14 protein-coding genes and 1 pseudogene are annotated in these 19,755 nt (G+C 50.8%); 5 read left to right on the forward strand and 10 right to left on the reverse strand.

Features of this window, described 5'->3' with window-relative positions; genetic code table 11:
* Window positions 1–145 precede the first annotated feature (145 nt).
* The 4 genes and pseudogenes from YERSI8AC_RS22450 to uraH (YERSI8AC_RS22465) form a co-directional block, all read right to left on the reverse strand.
* A pseudogene (locus YERSI8AC_RS22450) lies at window positions 146–271 on the reverse strand (IS5/IS1182 family transposase); the annotation flags it as partial.
* A 382-nt stretch (window positions 272–653) separates the two neighbouring features.
* A complete protein-coding gene (locus YERSI8AC_RS22455; protein ID WP_159177629.1) occupies window positions 654–2,537 on the reverse strand; it encodes a methyl-accepting chemotaxis protein in 1,884 nt (627 codons plus the stop codon).
* Between the two features lie 310 nt (window positions 2,538–2,847).
* On the reverse strand, window positions 2,848–4,056 hold the full coding sequence (locus YERSI8AC_RS22460) for a urate hydroxylase PuuD (protein ID WP_159177630.1): 1,209 nt from the start codon (window positions 4,054–4,056) through the stop codon (window positions 2,848–2,850).
* Between the two features lie 75 nt (window positions 4,057–4,131).
* On the reverse strand, window positions 4,132–4,485 hold the full coding sequence (uraH, locus tag YERSI8AC_RS22465; RefSeq protein WP_159177631.1) for a hydroxyisourate hydrolase: 354 nt from the start codon (window positions 4,483–4,485) through the stop codon (window positions 4,132–4,134).
* Between the two features lie 495 nt (window positions 4,486–4,980).
* Between uraH (YERSI8AC_RS22465) and YERSI8AC_RS22470 the strand changes: the two genes are divergently transcribed.
* The 3 genes from YERSI8AC_RS22470 (at window position 4,981) to YERSI8AC_RS22480 (ending at window position 8,793) form a co-directional block, all read left to right on the forward strand.
* Window positions 4,981–6,399 carry a uracil-xanthine permease family protein gene (locus YERSI8AC_RS22470; protein ID WP_159177632.1) on the forward strand — a complete coding sequence of 473 codons (1,419 nt, stop codon included), beginning with the start codon at window positions 4,981–4,983 and terminating at the stop codon, window positions 6,397–6,399.
* 162 nt (window positions 6,400–6,561) lie between these two features.
* Window positions 6,562–8,172, forward strand: coding sequence for a methyl-accepting chemotaxis protein (locus YERSI8AC_RS22475; protein ID WP_159177633.1), 1,611 nt, complete (start codon window positions 6,562–6,564; stop codon window positions 8,170–8,172).
* Window positions 8,173–8,274: 102 nt separating this feature from the next.
* The gene (locus YERSI8AC_RS22480) at window positions 8,275–8,793 is read left to right on the forward strand and encodes an AmiS/UreI family transporter (protein ID WP_159177634.1); all 519 of its coding nucleotides are present in this window, start codon (window positions 8,275–8,277) and stop codon (window positions 8,791–8,793) included.
* Between the two features lie 376 nt (window positions 8,794–9,169).
* On the opposite strand, the gene uraH (YERSI8AC_RS22485) is transcribed toward YERSI8AC_RS22480, so the two are convergent.
* Together uraH (YERSI8AC_RS22485) and YERSI8AC_RS22490 are read right to left on the reverse strand one after the other, a co-directional pair.
* Window positions 9,170–9,580: a hydroxyisourate hydrolase gene (gene uraH, locus YERSI8AC_RS22485; protein ID WP_159177635.1), complete on the reverse strand. Its 411-nt coding sequence runs from the start codon at window positions 9,578–9,580 to the stop codon at window positions 9,170–9,172.
* Between the two features lie 83 nt (window positions 9,581–9,663).
* Window positions 9,664–10,155, reverse strand: coding sequence for a GlcG/HbpS family heme-binding protein (locus tag YERSI8AC_RS22490; RefSeq protein ID WP_159177636.1), 492 nt, complete (start codon window positions 10,153–10,155; stop codon window positions 9,664–9,666).
* Window positions 10,156–10,290: 135 nt separating this feature from the next.
* Here YERSI8AC_RS22490 and YERSI8AC_RS22495 point away from each other — a divergent pair, with 135 nt between their 5' ends.
* Together YERSI8AC_RS22495 and YERSI8AC_RS22500 are read left to right on the forward strand one after the other, a co-directional pair.
* Window positions 10,291–10,962: a heavy metal response regulator transcription factor gene (locus YERSI8AC_RS22495; RefSeq protein ID WP_159177637.1), complete on the forward strand. Its 672-nt coding sequence runs from the start codon at window positions 10,291–10,293 to the stop codon at window positions 10,960–10,962.
* Window positions 10,962–12,332 (forward strand): heavy metal sensor histidine kinase, encoded by a 1,371-nt coding sequence (locus YERSI8AC_RS22500; RefSeq protein WP_159177638.1) that lies wholly within the window; start codon window positions 10,962–10,964, stop codon window positions 12,330–12,332. Before YERSI8AC_RS22495 ends, YERSI8AC_RS22500 begins: the two co-directional genes overlap by 1 nt.
* A 980-nt stretch (window positions 12,333–13,312) precedes the next feature.
* Here the strand turns inward: YERSI8AC_RS22500 and YERSI8AC_RS22505 are convergent.
* From YERSI8AC_RS22505 to YERSI8AC_RS22520, 4 genes are all read right to left on the reverse strand, one after another.
* Complete coding sequence (locus YERSI8AC_RS22505) at window positions 13,313–14,989, reverse strand: glycerol-3-phosphate dehydrogenase/oxidase (RefSeq protein WP_159177639.1); 1,677 nt, start codon at window positions 14,987–14,989, stop codon at window positions 13,313–13,315.
* A gap of 124 nt (window positions 14,990–15,113) precedes the next feature.
* Complete coding sequence (glpK, locus tag YERSI8AC_RS22510; protein ID WP_159177640.1) at window positions 15,114–16,628, reverse strand: glycerol kinase GlpK; 1,515 nt, start codon at window positions 16,626–16,628, stop codon at window positions 15,114–15,116.
* A 310-nt stretch (window positions 16,629–16,938) separates the two neighbouring features.
* Window positions 16,939–17,688 (reverse strand): sulfite exporter TauE/SafE family protein, encoded by a 750-nt coding sequence (locus YERSI8AC_RS22515; protein WP_159177641.1) that lies wholly within the window; start codon window positions 17,686–17,688, stop codon window positions 16,939–16,941.
* The gene (locus YERSI8AC_RS22520) at window positions 17,688–19,712 is read right to left on the reverse strand and encodes an alpha-glucosidase (RefSeq protein WP_159177642.1); all 2,025 of its coding nucleotides are present in this window, start codon (window positions 19,710–19,712) and stop codon (window positions 17,688–17,690) included. The genes YERSI8AC_RS22515 and YERSI8AC_RS22520 overlap by 1 nt, the downstream gene beginning before the upstream one ends.
* Between the last annotated feature and the right edge of the window lie 43 nt (window positions 19,713–19,755).

Here is a 19,755-nt window from a genome sequence, read left to right on the forward strand (position 1 = left end):
GATCGGTAACCAGAGGAACACGCAGGCTAAAGCAACCATGCTCTCGTAATTTCGCTGGAGGTGATCAGCATGTCGCAATATCCCGATAATGCTTCATTTTGCTGGCTGCCGACCAGGCATTGAAGCGCTTATAGACCGTGTGTCAGCGGCCAAATATCTCGGGAAAATTACGCTATAGGCAGCCAGAACGCATTCGATAAAGAATGCCTTCCATCGTCATTAATAGATCGGGCTTGTGATAAATTCCTTGTTGAAGCAGGGTAGGTTTCAGCTTCGATCAATGTTCATCCATGAGCATTTTCCGGGGGATGGCAAGTTCGCAGTTTGTTGGTGTCAGAGCCTATATTCTGCGAGCTTGCCACTGGAGCACACCATGAAACAAGCAGACCTCAAAGCCCTGCCCCCCTATACATCTCAAGAAATAGCTGGCAGAACAAATTATTGGTAAGCAATGGGATGGACTCCTCCTCAACGAACCGACATCCACGTGCCAAGATGGTGAGTGAACAGTCAATCATCGTGAAGATGAAGAGAAGCCCAGATAAACATTATCCACGTCGGTGTTGATATGAAGTGGTAGAGGAGTATGGCGAAAATGATCGCCTGTTGCGCATGAAAGTCTGCCTCCTTTACAGTTCAAGACCGGCGAACGATCAGGCTGATTCAACCGCCGGCGCAGGGAGCAAATCACCGCGCAGCTTGAAGCGCCCCACCATCAAGGCCAATTGATCGGCGTGCTCACTAAGCTGATGGGCCGATGTGGTGGATCTCTCCGCCAGTGATGCGTTCTGTTGTGTCATGCGATCCAGCTCCGCCACAGCGATATTTACTTGGCCGATGCCGTCGCTCTGTTCGCCGGCTGCATGACTGATCTCACCAAGCATGCCAGCGACGCGCTGGACGCTCTCCATCAATTCATGCATGGCTTTGCCCGCCTCACTGACCAAGTGAGTGCCACTCTGTACTTTCTCCCCCGAGGCATCAATCAGTTGGCGAATATCACGCGAGGCCGCTGCGCTGCGTGTCGCCAACTGTCGGACTTCACCGGCTACCACGGCAAACCCCCGCCCGCTTTCGCCTGCTCGCGCCGCCTCAATAGAGGCGTTCAGAGCTAGAAGATTGGTCTGGAATGCAATGTCGTCCATAACCTTTACGATATCACCGACCTTCGTTGACGCCTCCTGAATTGCATCCATTGTCATCACTACCTGCTCCACCTGCCCACCGGTGCGCTGAGCCAGTTCCGCTGCGGCCTGTGATAACCCATTGGCTTCTTGGGAAGAGGTAGAGGTGTTCTCGACGGTGCCAGCAATTTCCTCCATGGAAGCCGAGGTTTCTTGCAAGCTTGAGGCGGCCTGTTCAGTACCTCGCGACATGTCCCGGCCACCGTTTGCAACCTCCCGTGCAACCAGTTGGACAGCATCGCTGCTGGTTCGAACCAGACTCAGCACATCATGCATCTTATCGGCAAAAGCATTGAACTGAATGGCGAGCTCAGCGCTTTCGTCCTTGCCGGTTACCGGTAGACGCAGCGTCAGATCTCCATCCCCTTGAGCGATTCCACGCATGGCATCTGCAGTGCGACGAATAGGTCGAAGCTGTGCGCGTAACAGTAGGGCAATCACAGCCAGGCTCGTTATCAAGATCAGACTCACGGCCAGTAGGGTCAGTACAACCGCCTGATTGAGGTCGGAGAACAGCTCGTCCCGTGGGATCTGTGCGAAGGCTATCCACTCGGTGCCCGGTATGTCGATAGCAGCCACCAAGTGCTCCGCACCTTGTGTATCCCGGACCGTTTCGAAGCGATAGCCTTGTTCCGCCAGCAACGTAGGAGCAACATCCTCCCAGCCTGGCAACGCCGCGAGCGGTTCCCCGACCCGTTCGGCACCTTCGGGGTGTATGCTGATGGTGCCATCTCGGTTTGCCAGAAATACCGTACCACCCTCACCTAAGCGATAGTCCCGAATAGTTTCAGCCAAGGTTTCCAGCGTGTAACCAACGCCCGCAATGCCGATTCGTTTGCCTTGTGCTTCTATCACATAATTGATGAAGACCTGCAGTTCCCCTCCGTCATCGTCAATGTCTAGCTGATAGTCGACCCCGTCATTAGCGTCGACAAGGTTGTAAAACCAACCATCCTGTTCACGGCTCAAGCGCCTATCGATTCCATCGGCTGTGTAATAGTTGCCGCTTTGCGCCGACACGTAGAATACGACGTTGGCGCCGGTACGCTGCTGAATCTCACTAAAATGACCAATGGCCCGATCCGCATCCCCCTGTGGCTCTCCCTCTGCCAGCCAATCTTTGAGGTAGCTATTATGCGCCAGTCCCTCAGCCACGCTGATGGGACCAGACAGCGTGGCTTCGATATCGTTGCGGATACTTTCGAGAGTCACAGGCAGCTCGACCGTTGTGACCCGGTTGGTCACCAGGTTGCCGAACAAGTGATATTGAAGGGCGGTGGCACCGCCCACGATCAGAAGCATGCAAAGACTGACGATGATCATTAGCCTCTGCGCAATGGTAAAATTTTTCATTCTCCTGCCCTTTGCTGAGGCGCATCGTCAGGATCGCCATGTTGTATTTTGAATTGACCATATGGTCAATATTCTATCGGCGGCAGAACAAGATACTTTACTTGGTCGGCTTGATCGGGATTGAGTTACTTTGGGAGAACTTCTGGTTCAGTGTGTCGCTTTCCGCCTTAGGAGCACCATGGCCACGCCGAAAATGGTCAGCGGCAAACCACCTCGCATGCTCGGGTGACCGTTGGGGAAAGCAAGCGCTGCCATAAGGCAGGCCTCCAATAGCACTGACTTTAAATACGTACGAATTTTACTTAAACGGTCACTCTTTCCATTCCTCAATCAATGCACGTTCTTCCTCCGTCATATTCGTCATATTGCCAAGCGGCATATAGCTACTCGCTACTACTCGCTTAATGCTCTCTTGTTGTTTGATGATTTGCTCGATTTCGTCATATGCAAAACCAGCAGGAGGAGCAGAAAAGCCCGGCTGTGTCGGCGTTTGTGAGTGGCAAGCGACACAACGCTGCTCTATTACGGCACCGATCTCAGAGATATCTGGCCCCTTTTCTGCGGCCTGAGCGCCAGATTGATTCGAGTTTTGCGCAGGCATGGCCACCCAAAAAGCTATTAAGATAAGAGCAACACCAGCAATGGGATAGATCGGCTGAATTTTACCCGCATGCATTAAAACAAAGTATTGACGAATCAATGCACCCGCAAAGATAAAGAGTGTCATCAGCACCCATGCATGCTCATGAGTGTAAGCAAAGGAGTAATGATTGCTGATCATCAACAATACGACGGGCAGGGTGAAATAGGTGTTATGAACCGAGCGCTGCTTACCACGCTTACCATCAAGAGGATTGGGTGTTGCGCCAGCCTTCATCGCCTTTACCATGCGACGCTGACCAGGAATAATCCAAAAGAACACATTCGCCGACATCGCAGTAGCCATCACAGCCCCTGTTAACAGGAAAGCCGCGCGCCCCGAAAACATCTGAGTACTCAAGTAGGCAACTACGATCATCATGACCGCCACGCCGATACTCAAGAGACCATCACGCTCCATGTTCGGGCTGATACGCTTACACATCTCGTTATAAACAACCCACCCTAGTAGCAGGAAGGCCAGCGCCAGGATATTAGCTTCCCAACCAGCAAGGTTAGCCGCCCACTCCCAGTTACTGTTGGGGTTTACCAAGTAGAAGCTTGGGTTGACCATATACAAAATGATGAACAGGGCAAAACCGGACAGCCATGTGGTGTAAGACTTCCAGAACGACCAGTGCAGATCATCCGGTAGCTTTTCTGGACTCGTTGCATATTTCTGGTTGTGATAGAAACCACCACCATGAACAGCCCACATTTCACCAAACACCCCTTTTTGGCGGCAGTTTTCGTCTTTAGGTGTCTTGAGGCCGTTGTCCAGCATCACAAAATAGATTGATTCGCCTATCCAAGCGATGGCCGCGATGACATGCAGCCAGCGCAGCATAAAGTTACCAAATTCAAGTAAATAGGCTTCCATTAGGGGAACCTCGCCTCATTTGATTATTGTTGGGTGGCTAACTACAAAACGTATATTGACGCTAAAAATGAATGTTCAGCTGCCGCGATAAGTCGAGTAGGCATATGGCGATAGCAATAACGGCACATGATAGTGCTGCGCCGCATCATTAACCCCGAAACGGAGTGGTATGATGTCCAAAAAGCTCGGCTCTGGCGCTTTTAATCCTTGGCGCATCAAGTAGTCACCTGCATGAAACACCATTTCATAATTGCCCTTTACTAATTCACTTCCTTCAAGTATTGGAGCATCACAACGACCATCGTCATTGGTCTTAACTATTTTAAGAAGCTGTCGTAGCCCACCATCTAAACGAAATACCTCGATTTTAATTCCTTCACCAGGGCAGCCTTGGGCTGTATCCAAAACATGTGTTGTCAGTTTTCCCATCACCTCTCTCCTATGATTTTCCGCGAATCCTGTGCCGCTAGCTCATCATTGGCAACGCAGAATTAGCACATTCTAAAAAGCATTCATGTGGTTATAGTCAACATTTTTAGCTCTTTACTGGACTCATTTCAAATATTTTTTGTATACACTTTGAGAATGCTTTGGTGGCCAGAGTTAGCGAATGCGACTTTAGTAGGCATGCCGTGAGGGAATTTATCTTTTGAAAGCCTGGCTACATCAGGTAGATAAAAACAGACAATACAAATATAAGCCATTGTAATTTAATTATTTTATTTATATTTTTGTTAGAAGAAATGGGGCATACCAGTATTATTTTCTAGGTATAATTATCCGGAAAAAACGCACATTGATGATGTGGGGTTGGAGGAGGCTGCAAAATTATTTATTTTCTGATTTATTTTTGTGTACAGTATTATCAAATAAGATAAACAAAAAATTAATAGCACTGAATACAATAACAATGGAGCCTCATCTATGAATGATGCATTAGCCTCTTCCGAACAGCGGAAACACGTGAACGAAAAGAACACCTCGCTCTTTGATTTCTATGGAAAACCGCGGTTTTCAAAGGCCTTACCTCTATCTCTTCAGCATCTACTGGCCATGATCGCTGGCGTCATCACTCCGCCCATTATCGTTGCCGGTGTTGTGGGGGCGAGCATAGAAGAAAAGCTCCTGCTTATTCAGATTGCCGTGCTGGCATCAGGGGTATGCACTGTTTTCCACCTTTACGGTGTTTGGAAATTTGGCGCCCGCTTACCCGCCATCTTTGGTGTAGGCTTTGCCTATGTACCAACCTTGGTCGCAGTAGGAGCTCAGTATGGTATTGAAGGGATACTTGGCGCCCAGTTAATCGGCGGTATGACCATGGTGATAGTGGGCTATTTCATCCAGTATATCCGCCACCTCTTTCCGCCTGTTGTCGCAGGCACAGTGGTATTGGTCATTGGCTTATCACTTTACGATATTGCTATTCGTTACATGGCGGGCAGTGGCAACGTAAACGCACCCAATTTTGGCGATCCGATTAATTGGGTCGTAGCGATGGTAACGCTACTCACGGTATTGATTGCCGCTCAGTTCGGTAAAGGCGTGGTTAAGCTTTCCGCCATCATTGTAGGCATCGTCGTGGGTTACTTGCTCTCGCTCGCCCTTGGCATGGTCAATTTCGATAGCGTGTCCAATGCTTCCTGGGTGGCCATCCCTCAAGTAATGCCTTTCGAGATGGAATTTCACGCGGCCGCCATCGCCTCTATGGTCGTTATCTGTATTATCAATTCAGTACAAACTATCGGCGATTTGTCCGCAACAACTGTAGGTGGCATGAATCGCGAGCTGAAGACTCGGGAATTGACGGGAGGTTTACTGGGCAATGGCCTGACTACCACCCTAAGCTCTTTCTTCGGTGCATTACCTACCTCCACCTTCAGTCAGAACGTAGGCATTGTGGCGATGACCAAGGTTATTAGCCGTTATGTTCTGGCGCTGGCGGGCATCATGATGATTCTGGCTGGCCTTAGCCCAAAGTTTGGGGCAATCATGACCACCATTCCTTATCCCGTATTGGGTGGAGCAACCATTACCGTATTCGGCATGATCACCATGACGGGGATTCAGCTGTTGGTAAAAGATGAAATGTCCGCTCGAAATATGACGATCGTGGGGCTCGCTTTAGCATTGAGCCTAGGGATCGCTTCTGTCCCCTCCGCCATTGAGCAGTTTCCGGCGGTGTTGAGAGACCTGATTGGCGGTGCGCCTATTGTAGTTGCTGCGATAACAGCCTTCACGCTTAACATAGCCCTGCCTAATAAAACACTGACCGACGAGGCAAAAGAGCGGGAGGAGATTGCCAAAGCAGATGCCGAGGCGGCCAAAGCCGACAGCGACAAATGAAGCCAGAAAATCTCACAAAACAGCACCCACTCTAATTAAACAGTTGTTATGTACACCTAATTAGAAGCCATTTGGCCACCACAAAATAGAACTGCTGCGTGCGCTGGCAGTTCTATTTTGTGGTTAAGGTGCATGGCTCTATAGGTTAACTTGGGAATATAAATGCGTATATTAGATAATATGACTTTAAAGATGAGCTGGACGCTGGTTCTACTCTCATTCTTACTTATGCTTCTTGTGCTCAGTGGCACAGGGCTTTATGCCGTCAATCATAGCCAACAAAGCATCGAGCAGCTCACTAATGTCAATGTTAACCAGCAGGCTAGTCTCAACCGAACTAATTCTACGCTACAAGCCACACGCCTTAGCATGGCGCGCCTTTATGAGGAATTGATTGAGCCACAAACAACGCTTACCAATGAAGAGAGGCAGCAGCGAGCTAATGAGCTCCATAGCTCACTTAATAGTACCCAAGACGTGTTTTCGAATTTTATCTCACTGCCCGCCGACGCTGCCCATGAGGCGATCATCTCGCCTATCGTAACAAGCTTTGACACCCTGCTAGATGTGCACCTTTTGCCGCAAGTAACGGCATTGTACCAAGGCGATACAGCGACTTACCGCGAACAGCGTGACGCCGCTTACCAGGCTTATGCAGCTTTCTATCAAGATGCGATTGGTTTTTTTCATCAAGTAGAAAAAGAAGGTAACAACCGGCTGGCCAATTTTGACTCTGTCATCAGCCTTTCCACAATTACTATCATCACCGTCTTCATTATCGCGCTCATGGTTACCGTGATTGTTTACTGGGGCGTAGGTGCTAATTTAATACGGCCTTTGCACCGCATTACCGAGCATTTCAAGAGCATGGCGGAAGGCGACCTTTCAAGAGAAGTGGAAACCCGCGGTCGAAATGAAATCGGCGTGCTTTTCACCTCTCTGCGTCATATGCAGCAAAGCTTACTCGGAACTGTTATGACGGTTAGAGAAAGCAGTAGCGAAGTATTTACCAGCGCCCAAGAGATCGCCAAAGGTAATCAGGATCTCTCGGCGCGTACGGAACGACAGTCAGCCTCGTTAACCGAAACCGCGTCAAGCATCGAAGAAATGACCTCAACAATGGAGCGCAACAGCGAAAACACTATCCAAGCAAGACAAGTAGCGCGTGAAGCTGCGAACACTGCGGAACAAGGCGGTAGTGTGGTCATGGAAGTCATTAGCCATATGCACAACATCCGCGAAAGCTCACAGAAAATCACCGATATCATCAAACTGATTGACTCCATTGCTTTCCAGACCAATATTCTCGCTCTCAATGCTTCAGTAGAAGCGGCACGCGCTGGAGAGCATGGCCGCGGCTTTGCAGTGGTGGCCAGTGAAGTACGCCAGCTCGCTACCCGCAGCGCTAGCGCCTCAACGGATATTCGAAAGCTGATTGAAACATCGGCCAATATGGTAGAAACCGGCACGCATCAAGCGGATAAAGCAGGCGAAACCATGGCGCGTATCATGGCATCAGTGACCCAGGTCACCACGTTAATGGACGAGATATCCGTAGCAACCGAAGAGCAACGCGCGGGTATTCGAGAAGTTAATATCGCAGCCAACGATATGGAGCAAACGACTCAGCAAAATGCCGCAATGGTCGAACAAGCCAGTACGGCCGCCATCGAGCTTCAGCATGAGGCCGAACGCCTCAACTCTATCGTCGCCCGGTTTAAGCTGAATCAATCAACACCGCAGCTAACGGCGCAAGCGATCAATACCCACTAACGATACACATTAGTGCCTTACTAAAAGCACCCTACCGCTAAACCAAAGCCACGGGAACGAGCACGTGGCTTTATTAAAGCTAAATATCTGGAGCAAGACAGTATGATCCTGGGTCTTACACTGCTATATGTGGGTGCCGTTTTGTTTATAAATGGTATCTGGCTCCTGGGGAAAATCAGCAACCAAGAAGTCTCAATCATCAACGTCCTGGTTGGGTTGCTCAGCTTTATTATAGCCATGCACTTAATTTTCAAAGACCCTAACAACACGATTGATATTAGCGCGGGAGCTTTTACACTATTATTTTCAATAACTTATATTTGGATAGGTGCCAATCAGTGGCTAAAATCTGATGGTAAAGGATTAGGCTGGTTCTGTCTTTTTGTAAGCATCACCGCTGCCGTTATTGGTGTGCACTCAAACGCCGGTTACACGACAACTTTCAAATTATGGAATACGGTTAACTGGTTTTCATGGTCCCTTTTATGGCTCAGCTTCTTCTACCTATTAGCGCTAGCGAAGCCTATTCAGCGGCACGTTGCAGCCTATACTATTTTTTGCGCGACCTTTACTGGCTGGCTTCCAGGAGTAATGATACTGCTAGGCGTGATTAGCGCTTGAGGGAACGAATTAGAAAGCCTGGATTGTAGAATAACTGCATCTCTTTGAAAAACTTATAACTAGTAACAAAAGCGGGGCGGGCCATGAATGGCCCGCCCCGCTTTATTTAGGAGCATTAGCACTGCTTGCTTCATTACGAATTCCGAGTCTGTAGCTCTGAGAGCGCAAAGTGGTTTGCATCACTAACTTGCTGCTGTAAAGACGATTCAGGATAGGAAATCTTATTATCTTGACCAGAACCTCTTTCGGCCAAAGCTACACTAGAGAATAGTGCTAAGGCTATAGCGGCTGCGATATTGAAAGCTTTCATGATGTATGACCTCTAACTATATGAGACGTTAACAGTGATATATGCTGGCAAAACTATGAAGCGTGATCAGTTGCCACGATAAGTGGAGTAGCCATAGGGACTTAGCAGCAGCGGAATGTGATAGTGCTCCTCGGTGTTTTCCACTTGGAAAGGCACGGGAACATCAGGAAAGAACGTTGCTATATCACGCTCTTCAAACCAGTCGCCGGTTTCGAAGGTCACACGGTAGACACCCGGCAGGAAATCTTCATTGGTCGGATAAAGGGCAGCAACACGGCCTGCCTCATCCGTTGTGGCTGTCGCTAAGGACTCCCAGCCAGCATCGGTACGGCGCTCAAGCTCGACTTCAACACCAGGCGATGGCAAACCACTCTGAATGTTGAGTACATGAACGCTGAGCGGGTTATCTCCTGCCTGTGCAATCACCGCAACGCCGCTGAAGACAACACCGGTAACCAGTGCAGATAAGGTTTTCATAAAAAAATACCTGTAATAGTGATGCCATAAAGGCTGATGTATGTTTGGTTGAGTCAGAGATCAGTGACTTATATATCGGTATTTTATTGCGGTAAGATGCGCTCGATGGCAGTAGTGGCGCAGCCCTCATCGATAGCAGAGCCACCCGCCCCGGCCACGCCAAGTGCTCCAATAATGTCGCCGCCAGACCTCAGCGGAACGCCGCCACCTAACAGCAGCAATTCATCTAGCGTATTTAGGTTTTCCGACTCAGGATCTTGGCGGGCACGCTCGGCCAGCTCCCGGCTGGCGGTGCCCGTTGAAAGTGAAGTAAAGGCCTTGCGTTGCGCTGCTACGGTGTTATGAGGGCCGATGTTGTCATCGCGTTGCAGAGCAACCAGATTGCCTCCACGATCGACTGCCGCCACGACTGCCGTTCGTCCGTCGGCATGACACACCTCAAGGGTGGCGTTTACTAGACGATTCGCCAGTTCTAGCGATAGGTTCTGCTGCTGAACAGGGCCAATATCGGCAAGCGCGCTACCAGCTAGTAAAACGGCGCCGAGCACCGGCAGACGAGCGAGTCGTAATGTCATAGAAACCTCCTTATTAATTGAGGAGGCCATCCTGACATACCGAAATCGTCAATCACCTGACGGCAGCATTACAGATTTGTAATGTGAAAAATCAGCTGATCCGGCTACTCTGTTCCAATTTAGCGGGGTGACGGTATGCGTATCCTGGTGGTAGAAGATGAACATAAGACCGCCGACTATCTATGCAGAGGGCTGGGTGAGTCAGGGTATAGTGTCGAGATAGCCCGCGATGGTTTTGATGCTCAGCACCTAATTGACGAAAGCGAGTTCGACTTGGTTATTCTCGATGTCATGCTCCCGGGCCTAGATGGCTGGCAGTTGCTAGAATTGATCCGCCGTCGCAGCCAAGTGCCGGTACTCTTTCTCACCGCCAGGGACGCAGTAGAAGATCGTGTGAAGGGGTTGGAACTCGGTGCCGACGACTATCTCGTTAAACCGTTTTCTTTTGTGGAGCTTCTGGCCAGGGTACGAACGTTATTGCGCCGCAGCCCGCCCCGAGAGAGAGAGCACTTTCGCGTTGCGGATTTGGAAATGGACGTGTTGCGCCGAAAGGTAACACGTAAAGGTGATCGCATCGCGCTCACCAATAAAGAGTTTGCACTTTTAGAACTCTTGCTTGATCGGGAAAGCGAAGTCCTGTCGCGCACCTACATTGCCTCCCGGGTATGGCAGATGAATTTCGATAGCGATACCAACGTTGTAGAAGTAGCCGTGCGGCGGCTTCGTGCCAAGGTAGACGACCCCTTCACTCAGAAGCTAATACACACCGAACGCGGCATGGGCTACGTGCTTGAGGATCGCTCCTAATGCTGGGCATCAACTCCCTAGCGGCCCGTCTTTCGCTACTGTTTGCTCTGGTCAGCATGCTGCTTTTAGGCAGTATTGGCACTTACCTCTACCACTCATTAACACGCGAAATAGCCTGGCGTGATGACCAAATGCTGCAAGGTCGACTGGAGCGCTTAGAAGCAATACTCAGCAATGGCGAGAGCGTAGATATGCTTCAACATCGTTCCCATCTCTATGACAACATGCTGGGAAACCGCGACAACCTGCTGTGGATACTAGATAACACCGGCCAAGCACTGATTGAAGTCAACCCCAGCGATTTGCCAGTACCTAACCTCCCGACGACTAACACTGTCCGTTTGGTGGAAACGGCTGGGCCTATCCAGGCGAGATTGGCATGGCATACATTTGAGCAAGATGGTCGACCTTTAACGCTGATCGCCGGAAAGCTACTTGATGAACGCAACCAGATGCTGAGGGCTTATCGATTAAGGCTGTGGTTTGCGCTGGTTATCGGTGCTTGTCTCGCCTTTTTGCTCGGATGGGGCGTGAGTAGACATGGGCTTCAACCTTTACGTCGCTTGGTTGAGCAAGCTAATAGCATCAATATCCGTCAGTTAGATAGACGCTTAGATGTCACTGGCGAAGCCCAAGAGATCAGCAACCTCAGCCATGGGCTGAACCGGATGCTAGATCGTCTAGAGGACGGTTTTTCACAGCTTTCTCGCTACTCCGCCGACATGGCCCACGAGCTGCGGACGCCATTAACGAACCTGCTTGGACAAACGCAGCATGCCCTGCGGCGGGAAAGGAGCGACGCGGAGTATCGGCAGGTGCTTGAGTCAAATATCGAAGAGTATGAACGCCTATCGAGAATGATTGATAGCATGCTATTTCTAGCACGAACTGAGAGCCCTTCAAGAAAACTTATCTGTGACAACGTCGACCTCGGTGAAATGGTTTTACAGTTATGTGAATATTTCGAGGGCATGGCAGAAGATGGCGCGCGTACACTCATTAATCAAGCTAATGGAATCGTCGTCGCTAACCACGATCTGTTGCGCACGGCGCTGGCCAATCTGATCGCTAATGCCCTACGTCACGGTAGTCCTGGAACACCGATCCATATCAGCACGATGGATATTGGGGAGCGAATCAAGCTGTGCGTTCATAATCATGGGCCAATCATTTCAACTGACGATCTGACCAAGGTTTTTGAACGGTTTTATCGCTGCGACCCGGCCCGGAGCGGTGTCGTAGATTCAGGCGGGCTAGGGCTGGCTATAGTTCACTCAATTGCTCAATGGCACGATGGCGAAGTTCAGGTAGAAAGTAATGCCGAAGATGGCACCACATTTTCGCTGACGCTCCCACGCGGTAATTCTTAGCGCCTATCTTTTCTCTTAATGGAAGCGATCTGTATTCAACTAATCAGTGCAGCACCTGCGGTTTCTAGCACACCTGAGTATCATACCCAGAACGTCGGGGCTGGAGTCCTGTATCTCAGCCTGACAGAGATCGACAGCCTGATTGACTGCCTTAACAATCTCAAGCGTCAGCAACACTTCCGCGCCTTCTGAAGCAACCAGGATCAAGCCTCTTCCGATATGGTTCGCGGCCGGGTCGGCTTTGAAAGCCTGTGGTCGCCCGCCATGACTGACCTCAAAAAGCGCAACATCAAGGGACGCACGCTACATGCGGCTTATGACTACCTCAACTGGTAGATTTCTGGATGGCCCGGCGCCGTCATGGCCCGCCAAGGCTATTCATTTCCTCCACAGAACTGACCCGCCCTCACCTATCCACTGCAGAGTGGGACTTTTGGTATGGCGGCAAACCTGCCGCCAAGAGCCTTCCATGCCCCGATGGCACCGCTGCTATGATTCATCGAGGTGAAATCCGCGACGGCGAAGACTAGCAGACAAGAATGATCCGCATCGCAGTGTGGAATACCGTCATGGATGAGCATAACTATTCGGTAAGGCGCTGGAACGACTTTATGTCGGCTTAAGTCGTGTGTTTGATCTCTCATTTAGCCTCTTCTCATCCGCTTCCCTCGCACTGGCGTCTAACAACGTGGCGACCATTAGCATCTAATAGCTATAACCGAAAGTGAGGCAATTAATTACAACCGAAGCTCTCTTTCCCTTTGCAGGTTCATGCCCTATGGACACCAACTACGATTCCCACGCCTATTGGCTCTCACAAGCTCTCAGCCACTCGGCATCCAATTCAAACGTCCGCGCTATTGGACGCTCATATGCCATTATGACAATGCATATTCAGTTACGACTTGCTCCAAAGCCAACCAAGTTCCCAGAGCATATTAATGCCAATTAAAAACCTATAAGAAGAGTACCAACTTGTGTCAGGGCGACACATCAACAGAGTGTTCTGGATTATCAGCCAAGGCTAACGAACACAGTTCCTTTGACGATTGATCGGTAACCTCATCAAAGTATTCATCATAACGCGCTTTGGCCTGATCGCCGAAAAGTATATCGCAGGCCTCGCGCAAACCTGGAGAGTGGCGAATTTTCTCTCTACTAACCACCAATGAAATCTTAGAGCGTCGCCGCAGAAAATCCTCTAAGCGTGTGATCATTTCGCGTCGCTTTGCTTGACGCAATTCACACCGTATGTATTCAGTTCCCTCAATCAGAAGCTCACCCTGATGGGGATCCTCGCGGATTTCCTCAAGCATATCCAAGGCGTAGAGGCCATAGCGTCTCCACAGTCGTGTCGTCAAAGGCTCTGAGGCGGCCGGTGAGGTCATGGCATCGAGATCCATCAATCTAGCTTGGTGAAAAAACTCCTCTCTGACTGATTCCGGTGGTTCTCCATACCAACGTACTTTCGGGTATGGAATAGCAATTCCCAGTCGGCTAACCTCATCTACTACTTCTTCACCTACGTTCAAACAGTCTGTCAGCTTGCCACCAAAGACGCTGATATGAGCCCGGGAGTGGTCAGTGTCAATAGCATGTTTACGCGAGAGCTTTAGGAAGTCTCGACCGCCTGACCTAGGCTTGACTGCAAGGGGGCGTACGCCGCAGCGAGTCGCAATGATATCCTTCCTCTCGAGTGGTTCATTCAAGGTGAGGCGCTTATTGATATTGTCTAGCACAAAGTCGATGTCGTCATCGGTGACATACACTTCAGGGCTTTCCATGCGCGTGTCAGTAGTGCCGATGCAAGTGCGCTGTCCCATGGGGATGACAAAGAAAAGCCTCCCGTCATCGGCGAAGAATGCCAGCACACGGTGGCCCTCGGTCAGACGCGGTACGATAAGGTGGATCCCCTTTGAATAGGCGTGCTGGTGAGTAGTCTGCTGCTTGGTCAATCTATTCTGCTGGTCAACCCAAGGGCCAGCGGCGTTGATCAATACCTTGGCGCGGATCTCGAAAGCTTCGTCATTCATAACGTTGCGGGCATTTATAAGCCACATACCATTCTCTCGTCTCGCTCCATGAGACTCAACGTAATTGGCTGCAACCGCACCATAGCTCAAACCGCTGCGCACAAAATTAAAGACAAAGCGCGCATCATTGTCATGCAGATAGGCATCGGAGTACTCGAAACCTCCCACAGCATTCCGCTTGTCGATTATCGCTTCCTTCATCTTAATTGCCGACGGCTTCAGGAAACGCGGGACCTGAGTAAAGCCATTGCCCATCAACCAGTAGAGCCAAGTTCCAGCCCAAAGGTAACGAGGATGATAGCGAAACCCTTTGGTAATGGTGGTTAGAAAACGAATCTCGCGTACTGTTGAGGGAAAGCTCTTGATCAAGTGGTTACGGCTCTCGCAGAGCTTGCGGACCAGGGCGAAATCGTGGCTTTCCATGTATTTAATGCCTCCCCAAACTAGGTTGGAAGAATGCATACTGGTTTCACTGGCGAAATCACCCCGATCGATCAACCCTACCTTGACGCCTTTTCCAGCTAGCGCTGCGACCGCAGAAGCACCGTTTATCCCGCCACCAATCACAAGTACATCGAAGGTTTCGCTGGCTAGCTTGTTGATATTAATACTACGAAGTTGCATTAGATAATCCTGACAAAATGTTAAGCACACCGGTTTCCAAAAGCGCCGCCTAGACGCTGAAGGCTTCTATTGGTGCGGCTGTCTCTCTGAAGTAACAGGTCTTTCTGATGAAGTAATTTGGCTATCAATCAGGAAAGTCTATTTCCTCTTTCTCCCAGGCCATGGTGCGGTGTACGGCTTTCTTCCAACCACGATAGTTGCGCTCTCGCTGCTCTACGGACATCTTAGGTTCAAAGGTTCGGTCCAACTGGCCTTTTCCGGCCACTTCTTCTTGGGTCCACAAGCCCACGGCGATCCCCGCCAAGTAGGCCGCCCCCAAGGCAGTTGTTTCCGTGACCACTGGCCGATCGACATTGACTCCAAGCATGTCTGCCTGGAACTGCATCATGAGATTATTGACCACAGCCCCCCCATCGACGCGCAGAGATTTAAGCTTGATATCGGCATCTGTTTGCATTGCGTCGATGATGTCGCGGGTCTGGTAGGAAAGTGCATCCAAGGTGGCCCGAGTGATGTGTGACTTGCAGGTGCCACGGGTTAATCCGAAAATCGCGCCACGAGCGTACATATCCCAGTAGGGAGCACCGAGCCCGGCAAAGGCTGGAACCACGTACACACCTCCAGCATCATTCACTTTGCTGGCGTAGTATTCTGAATCTTCTGTAGAATCAATGAGTTTTAGCTCATCTCGCAGCCATTGGACGGCGGCCCCAGCAATGAAGATTGTTCCTTCCAAGGCATATTCCACCTTCCCGTTCACCTGCCAAGCTATAGTTGTAAGAAGACCTGACTTAGACGCTACAGGTGCGTCTCCGGTGTTCATGAGTAGGAAACAACCTGTTCCGTAAGTATTTTTGACCATGCCCTTCTCGAAGCAAGCCTGCCCAAATAAGGCGGCTTGCTGGTCTCCGGCGATGCCCGCGATGGGCACCCGGGCGCCACCGAATATCTCGCCACTGGTTGTGCCATAGACCTGGCTTGAGGGGCGCACTTCCGGCAGCATGGCAGCCGGGATGTCCAGCTCGTCAAGCATGCGTTGATCCCACTCCAAGGTGTGAATGTTGAAGAGCATAGTCCGCGAAGCGTTGCTTACATCGGTCACATGACATTCACCACGAGTTAGGTTCCACACCACCCAAGTATCCATGGTCCCGAAAAGCAGGTCCCCCTGATTAGCCCTGTCTCTAGCACCCTCTACGTTATCCAAAATCCAGCGAATCTTGGTGCCCGAGAAATATGCGTCCGACACAAGGCCAGTAGCTTCATTGATATAGGTCTCCATTCCGCGGGCTTTAAGCTCATCACACAAAGCAGCTGTGCGGCGATCCTGCCACACAATTGCATTGTAGATAGGCTTGCCGGTATGGCGGTCCCACACCAAGGTGGTCTCACGCTGGTTAGTGATACCAATAGCAGCTACCTCAGAGGGCTTGATGCTGTGCGTTTCTAAGACCTCTCGTGCCACGCCCATCTGACTGCCCCATATCTCCATGGCGTCATGCTCTACCCAACCCGGCTTAGGATATTGCTGGCTGAATTCCTTTTGAGCTATGCCCACAATTTTCGCACTGCGGTCGAAGAGAATGGCACGACAGCTGGTGGTGCCTTGATCAAACGACAGGATATAGTGCTTATCCATAAAGTCTTTCCTCAATGTTACGAAGTCATGTGTATTTGTAGTCATAGCAATAAAGCTTTGTCGTGCTGAGGCTATCCACCAAGACAGACCATGCCTTCGCGGCACACATTGCTTAACGACAAAAGCGAACATAGAGACGGGCCACATTCACGACCCGAGGATACTTCAGGCTATTTCACTGCCGTCACAAGACCCGTTCATGCACTAATACGCTCCGCAGCGTCGTTTTGAGAGGCACGCACTTGGTCGAAATAAACTTTGTGAGATGAAATTGCCGCTAGATTATTCAACACCTGAGGCAATATCCGACTTAACTCAGCCCAGAGAGGCAGAGACTAAAGCCTGATCCCATTAGCAGTACAAAGGCCACTCGACGGATACTGCGTGTCGATAAGGGCGGCGGGTATTGACGTCCCAACCATGTAAACAGAAGCACCACCGGTACAGACAACCCAGCTAGCACCAATACATCAAGGGTGACAGCTCCCTGAACCCCCACAATGGCCAGGCGCTGAATAGAGTTAATGGCGAATATCAGCAATAGACAGTCACGAATTACCTCATGATTCAGGGGCTGACGGTAGAGATGAAACACCAAGGGTGGCCCAGAGGTTGAGAACATCCCTCCCATGAAGCCAGAAAGTCCACCAAAAAGCGCAAAGGTCCACCGGGGTGAACGACTGTCTCGGGGCTTAGGATGCCGTACCAGCATCAAGCTACTGATAATTATGCCCACTCCAAGAATTACCTGTAGCCAGTCTACATAGCCGCCACTTAAGGCATTGAGTGCCCATACACCCAAAAAGACAGTGACAAGACCGCTTAGGGTGCTCAGCAAAACAACCTGACGATCCAGATTGGCGCGCTTGCCGTATAACGCCACTCCGCAGTTGAACAAACTGAGGATGCTGATCAGGATGGCGCCAAACGCTACTGGGGCGATGCCAAACAACATTAAGCCGGCCATGAAGATCAGTCCGAAGGCAAAGCCAGTGATAGTCTGGGCGTAAGTCGCCAGCGCCACTACCAATAGCAACGGCAAATGCTCCAACAGGGCCATCAATCTCGTCCCGGCACGGTTTCAAAGAGCCCTCGCCATAAACTGTCTTGGCGGAAGAATACCGGTGGACGACCATCGGGAGCGCTAACCTCGATACGACGGCCACCCGCCTCAATGACACCACTCCATAAATGGACCCAGGTCTCACCGGCCGGCAGATAGACTTCGCGCGCCTTGACACCTTCCTCGACCACCGGCGCGACCAGCATATCTGGTCCATAGAGATACTGGGTCTGGGTGCTATAGGCTTCGAGATCCTCCTCAAAGTGCAGAAACAACGGGCGTTGCACTGGGATTCCTCTCTCGGCCCCCTCTTCAACGAGCGTCTTGAGGTATGGGGCGAGGTGACGATAGACCTGACTCATGCGAGCTAGATGCTCAGTCAACTCAGCGTTGTCAAACCACTGCAAGTTGTCAGTGGGACGATTACACTCATGGGTGCGCATCACTGGGGTAAATGTCGATAATTCAACCCAGCGTTTAAACAGTTCAGCGCTGCGCACATTTCCGAACAGGCTGGTATAGCCTCCAATATCGCTGTGGTGAAAAGCATTACCCAGCAGACCCGAGGACAAAGCCGCCGTTATCACCGTGCCAATCCCGTCGTGCCGCGAGAAATCCACCGACTGATCACCACCCCATAGTAGCGGGCAGTAGGCCTGGACACCTGTATAGCCGGCGCGCATGAAAAATGTGGCCTCGCTTGTCTTATCTCGCTCAGCCAACGCCTCGGCGTTGACCCTGGCCCAGCGGGTCGGCCATCTGTTGTGCTCGACTTCAGCTGAGACCTCATTGCTAAGCATCACGTCCACAGGCAAATATTCGCCGAAGTCGGCCATCCAACCGCTGATACCAATATCAAGCATATTGGTCTTGAGGATAGTGTCTTTAAACCAAGTGCATGCATCAGGGTTTGTAAAATCCACTACACCACAGTCGAATTCGCCAAAGTCAACTGTCGCTGCTTCACCTTGGTCATTGAGTGCTAAGTAGCCATGATCTCGCGCCGCGGGATACAGTTCGCCATCCACGCAAAGATATGGGTTCACGTAACCTAGAAAGCGAATGCCCCTCGACTCAAGCTCGCGACACCAGTTGGCTAGGTCAGGGTAACGGGTCTCGGAGGCTTGCCAGTCCCAGAACAACCGAGCACCAAAGCTGGTTTCGCGAACCCCTGCCCAATCCTCACACCACAGAGCGGAGATGGCCATTCCGGCAGACAGCCCCTGTTCGAGCTTCTCCTCAGCATGAGCCTTTCCACGCTTCAGTCCTAAAATCACACCCTCGTAGACCCACTCGGGGAGTTTAGGCTGGTGGCCGAAGCGAGCACCTAACGCCTCGACAAGTGCTAGGTAGGTGGGAGCAGCGAAAAGTTCGAGACGCTCCGGCACTGCCCATACTTGCAACTCATGGAAGTCGTCATGACGAAAGTCAAAATCAGCATAGCTACTAGTTTCAACATGGCAGGCGTAGCGACGAGAAGAAAGAAAAGTCGGCTGTGGATAATTGGTATGATAGTAGTCCCCACCAGCTCGATTCTCTACGTCGGATCGCCAAGTCACGTAAGTACGCTTATCGCGCCCGACCCCAGGCTCGGAGGTCCATAACGGAAAGTGACGACCGCGCAGATTCAGGTAGGACATTTGCTCACCGCAGCCCCACACATGCTCATTGAGCTCTGCGGGGAGTCTCCACCAAGTACGGTTAATAGTTGGAGCGGCATAGTGTGTGGTCAGGTAGGAGCCAGCCGCAGTTGTCTCCAACCTCAGTTCCAACTGCAGCGAGTCTTTTGCATGGCGTCGAAATTCCAGCCGGTAACCATGCTCATCCTGCTTCGTTTCCAAGTGTGCTAGGGGTTCACGGGTCTCCAGATAGTCCTCAATCTCAAAGTTGCCGCGATACATGTCAAAAGCCGCTTGACCCCGACCGATATAAATTGCCGGTGCATTGTCGGCATGGCGGAACAGAAGAGCGTCGCCGTGGTAAACGCTGACCTCATTTGACGCTGTGATTACGCGCATCATTATGGTTTCCCGTTAGTAATAGTGAAGACAGGCACACCGAACT

Origin of the sequence: Halomonas sp. 113, assembly GCF_904067645.1 — a bacterium.
GTDB lineage: Bacteria > Pseudomonadota > Gammaproteobacteria > Pseudomonadales > Halomonadaceae > Vreelandella > Vreelandella titanicae.

Coding starts and splice junctions, on each gene's coding strand:
- YERSI8AC_RS22455 (WP_159177629.1), bottom strand. CDS start 2,537: ATGAAAAATTTTACCATTGCGCAGAGGCTAATGATCATCGTCAGTCTT.
- YERSI8AC_RS22460 (WP_159177630.1), bottom strand. CDS start 4,056: ATGGAAGCCTATTTACTTGAATTTGGTAACTTTATGCTGCGCTGGCTG.
- uraH (WP_159177631.1), bottom strand. CDS start 4,485: ATGGGAAAACTGACAACACATGTTTTGGATACAGCCCAAGGCTGCCCT.
- YERSI8AC_RS22470 (WP_159177632.1), top strand. CDS start 4,981: ATGAATGATGCATTAGCCTCTTCCGAACAGCGGAAACACGTGAACGAA.
- YERSI8AC_RS22475 (WP_159177633.1), top strand. CDS start 6,562: ATGCGTATATTAGATAATATGACTTTAAAGATGAGCTGGACGCTGGTT.
- YERSI8AC_RS22480 (WP_159177634.1), top strand. CDS start 8,275: ATGATCCTGGGTCTTACACTGCTATATGTGGGTGCCGTTTTGTTTATA.
- uraH (WP_159177635.1), bottom strand. CDS start 9,580: ATGAAAACCTTATCTGCACTGGTTACCGGTGTTGTCTTCAGCGGCGTT.
- YERSI8AC_RS22490 (WP_159177636.1), bottom strand. CDS start 10,155: ATGACATTACGACTCGCTCGTCTGCCGGTGCTCGGCGCCGTTTTACTA.
- YERSI8AC_RS22495 (WP_159177637.1), top strand. CDS start 10,291: ATGCGTATCCTGGTGGTAGAAGATGAACATAAGACCGCCGACTATCTA.
- YERSI8AC_RS22500 (WP_159177638.1), top strand. CDS start 10,962: ATGCTGGGCATCAACTCCCTAGCGGCCCGTCTTTCGCTACTGTTTGCT.
- YERSI8AC_RS22505 (WP_159177639.1), bottom strand. CDS start 14,989: ATGCAACTTCGTAGTATTAATATCAACAAGCTAGCCAGCGAAACCTTC.
- glpK (WP_159177640.1), bottom strand. CDS start 16,628: ATGGATAAGCACTATATCCTGTCGTTTGATCAAGGCACCACCAGCTGT.
- YERSI8AC_RS22515 (WP_159177641.1), bottom strand. CDS start 17,688: ATGGCCCTGTTGGAGCATTTGCCGTTGCTATTGGTAGTGGCGCTGGCG.
- YERSI8AC_RS22520 (WP_159177642.1), bottom strand. CDS start 19,712: ATGATGCGCGTAATCACAGCGTCAAATGAGGTCAGCGTTTACCACGGC.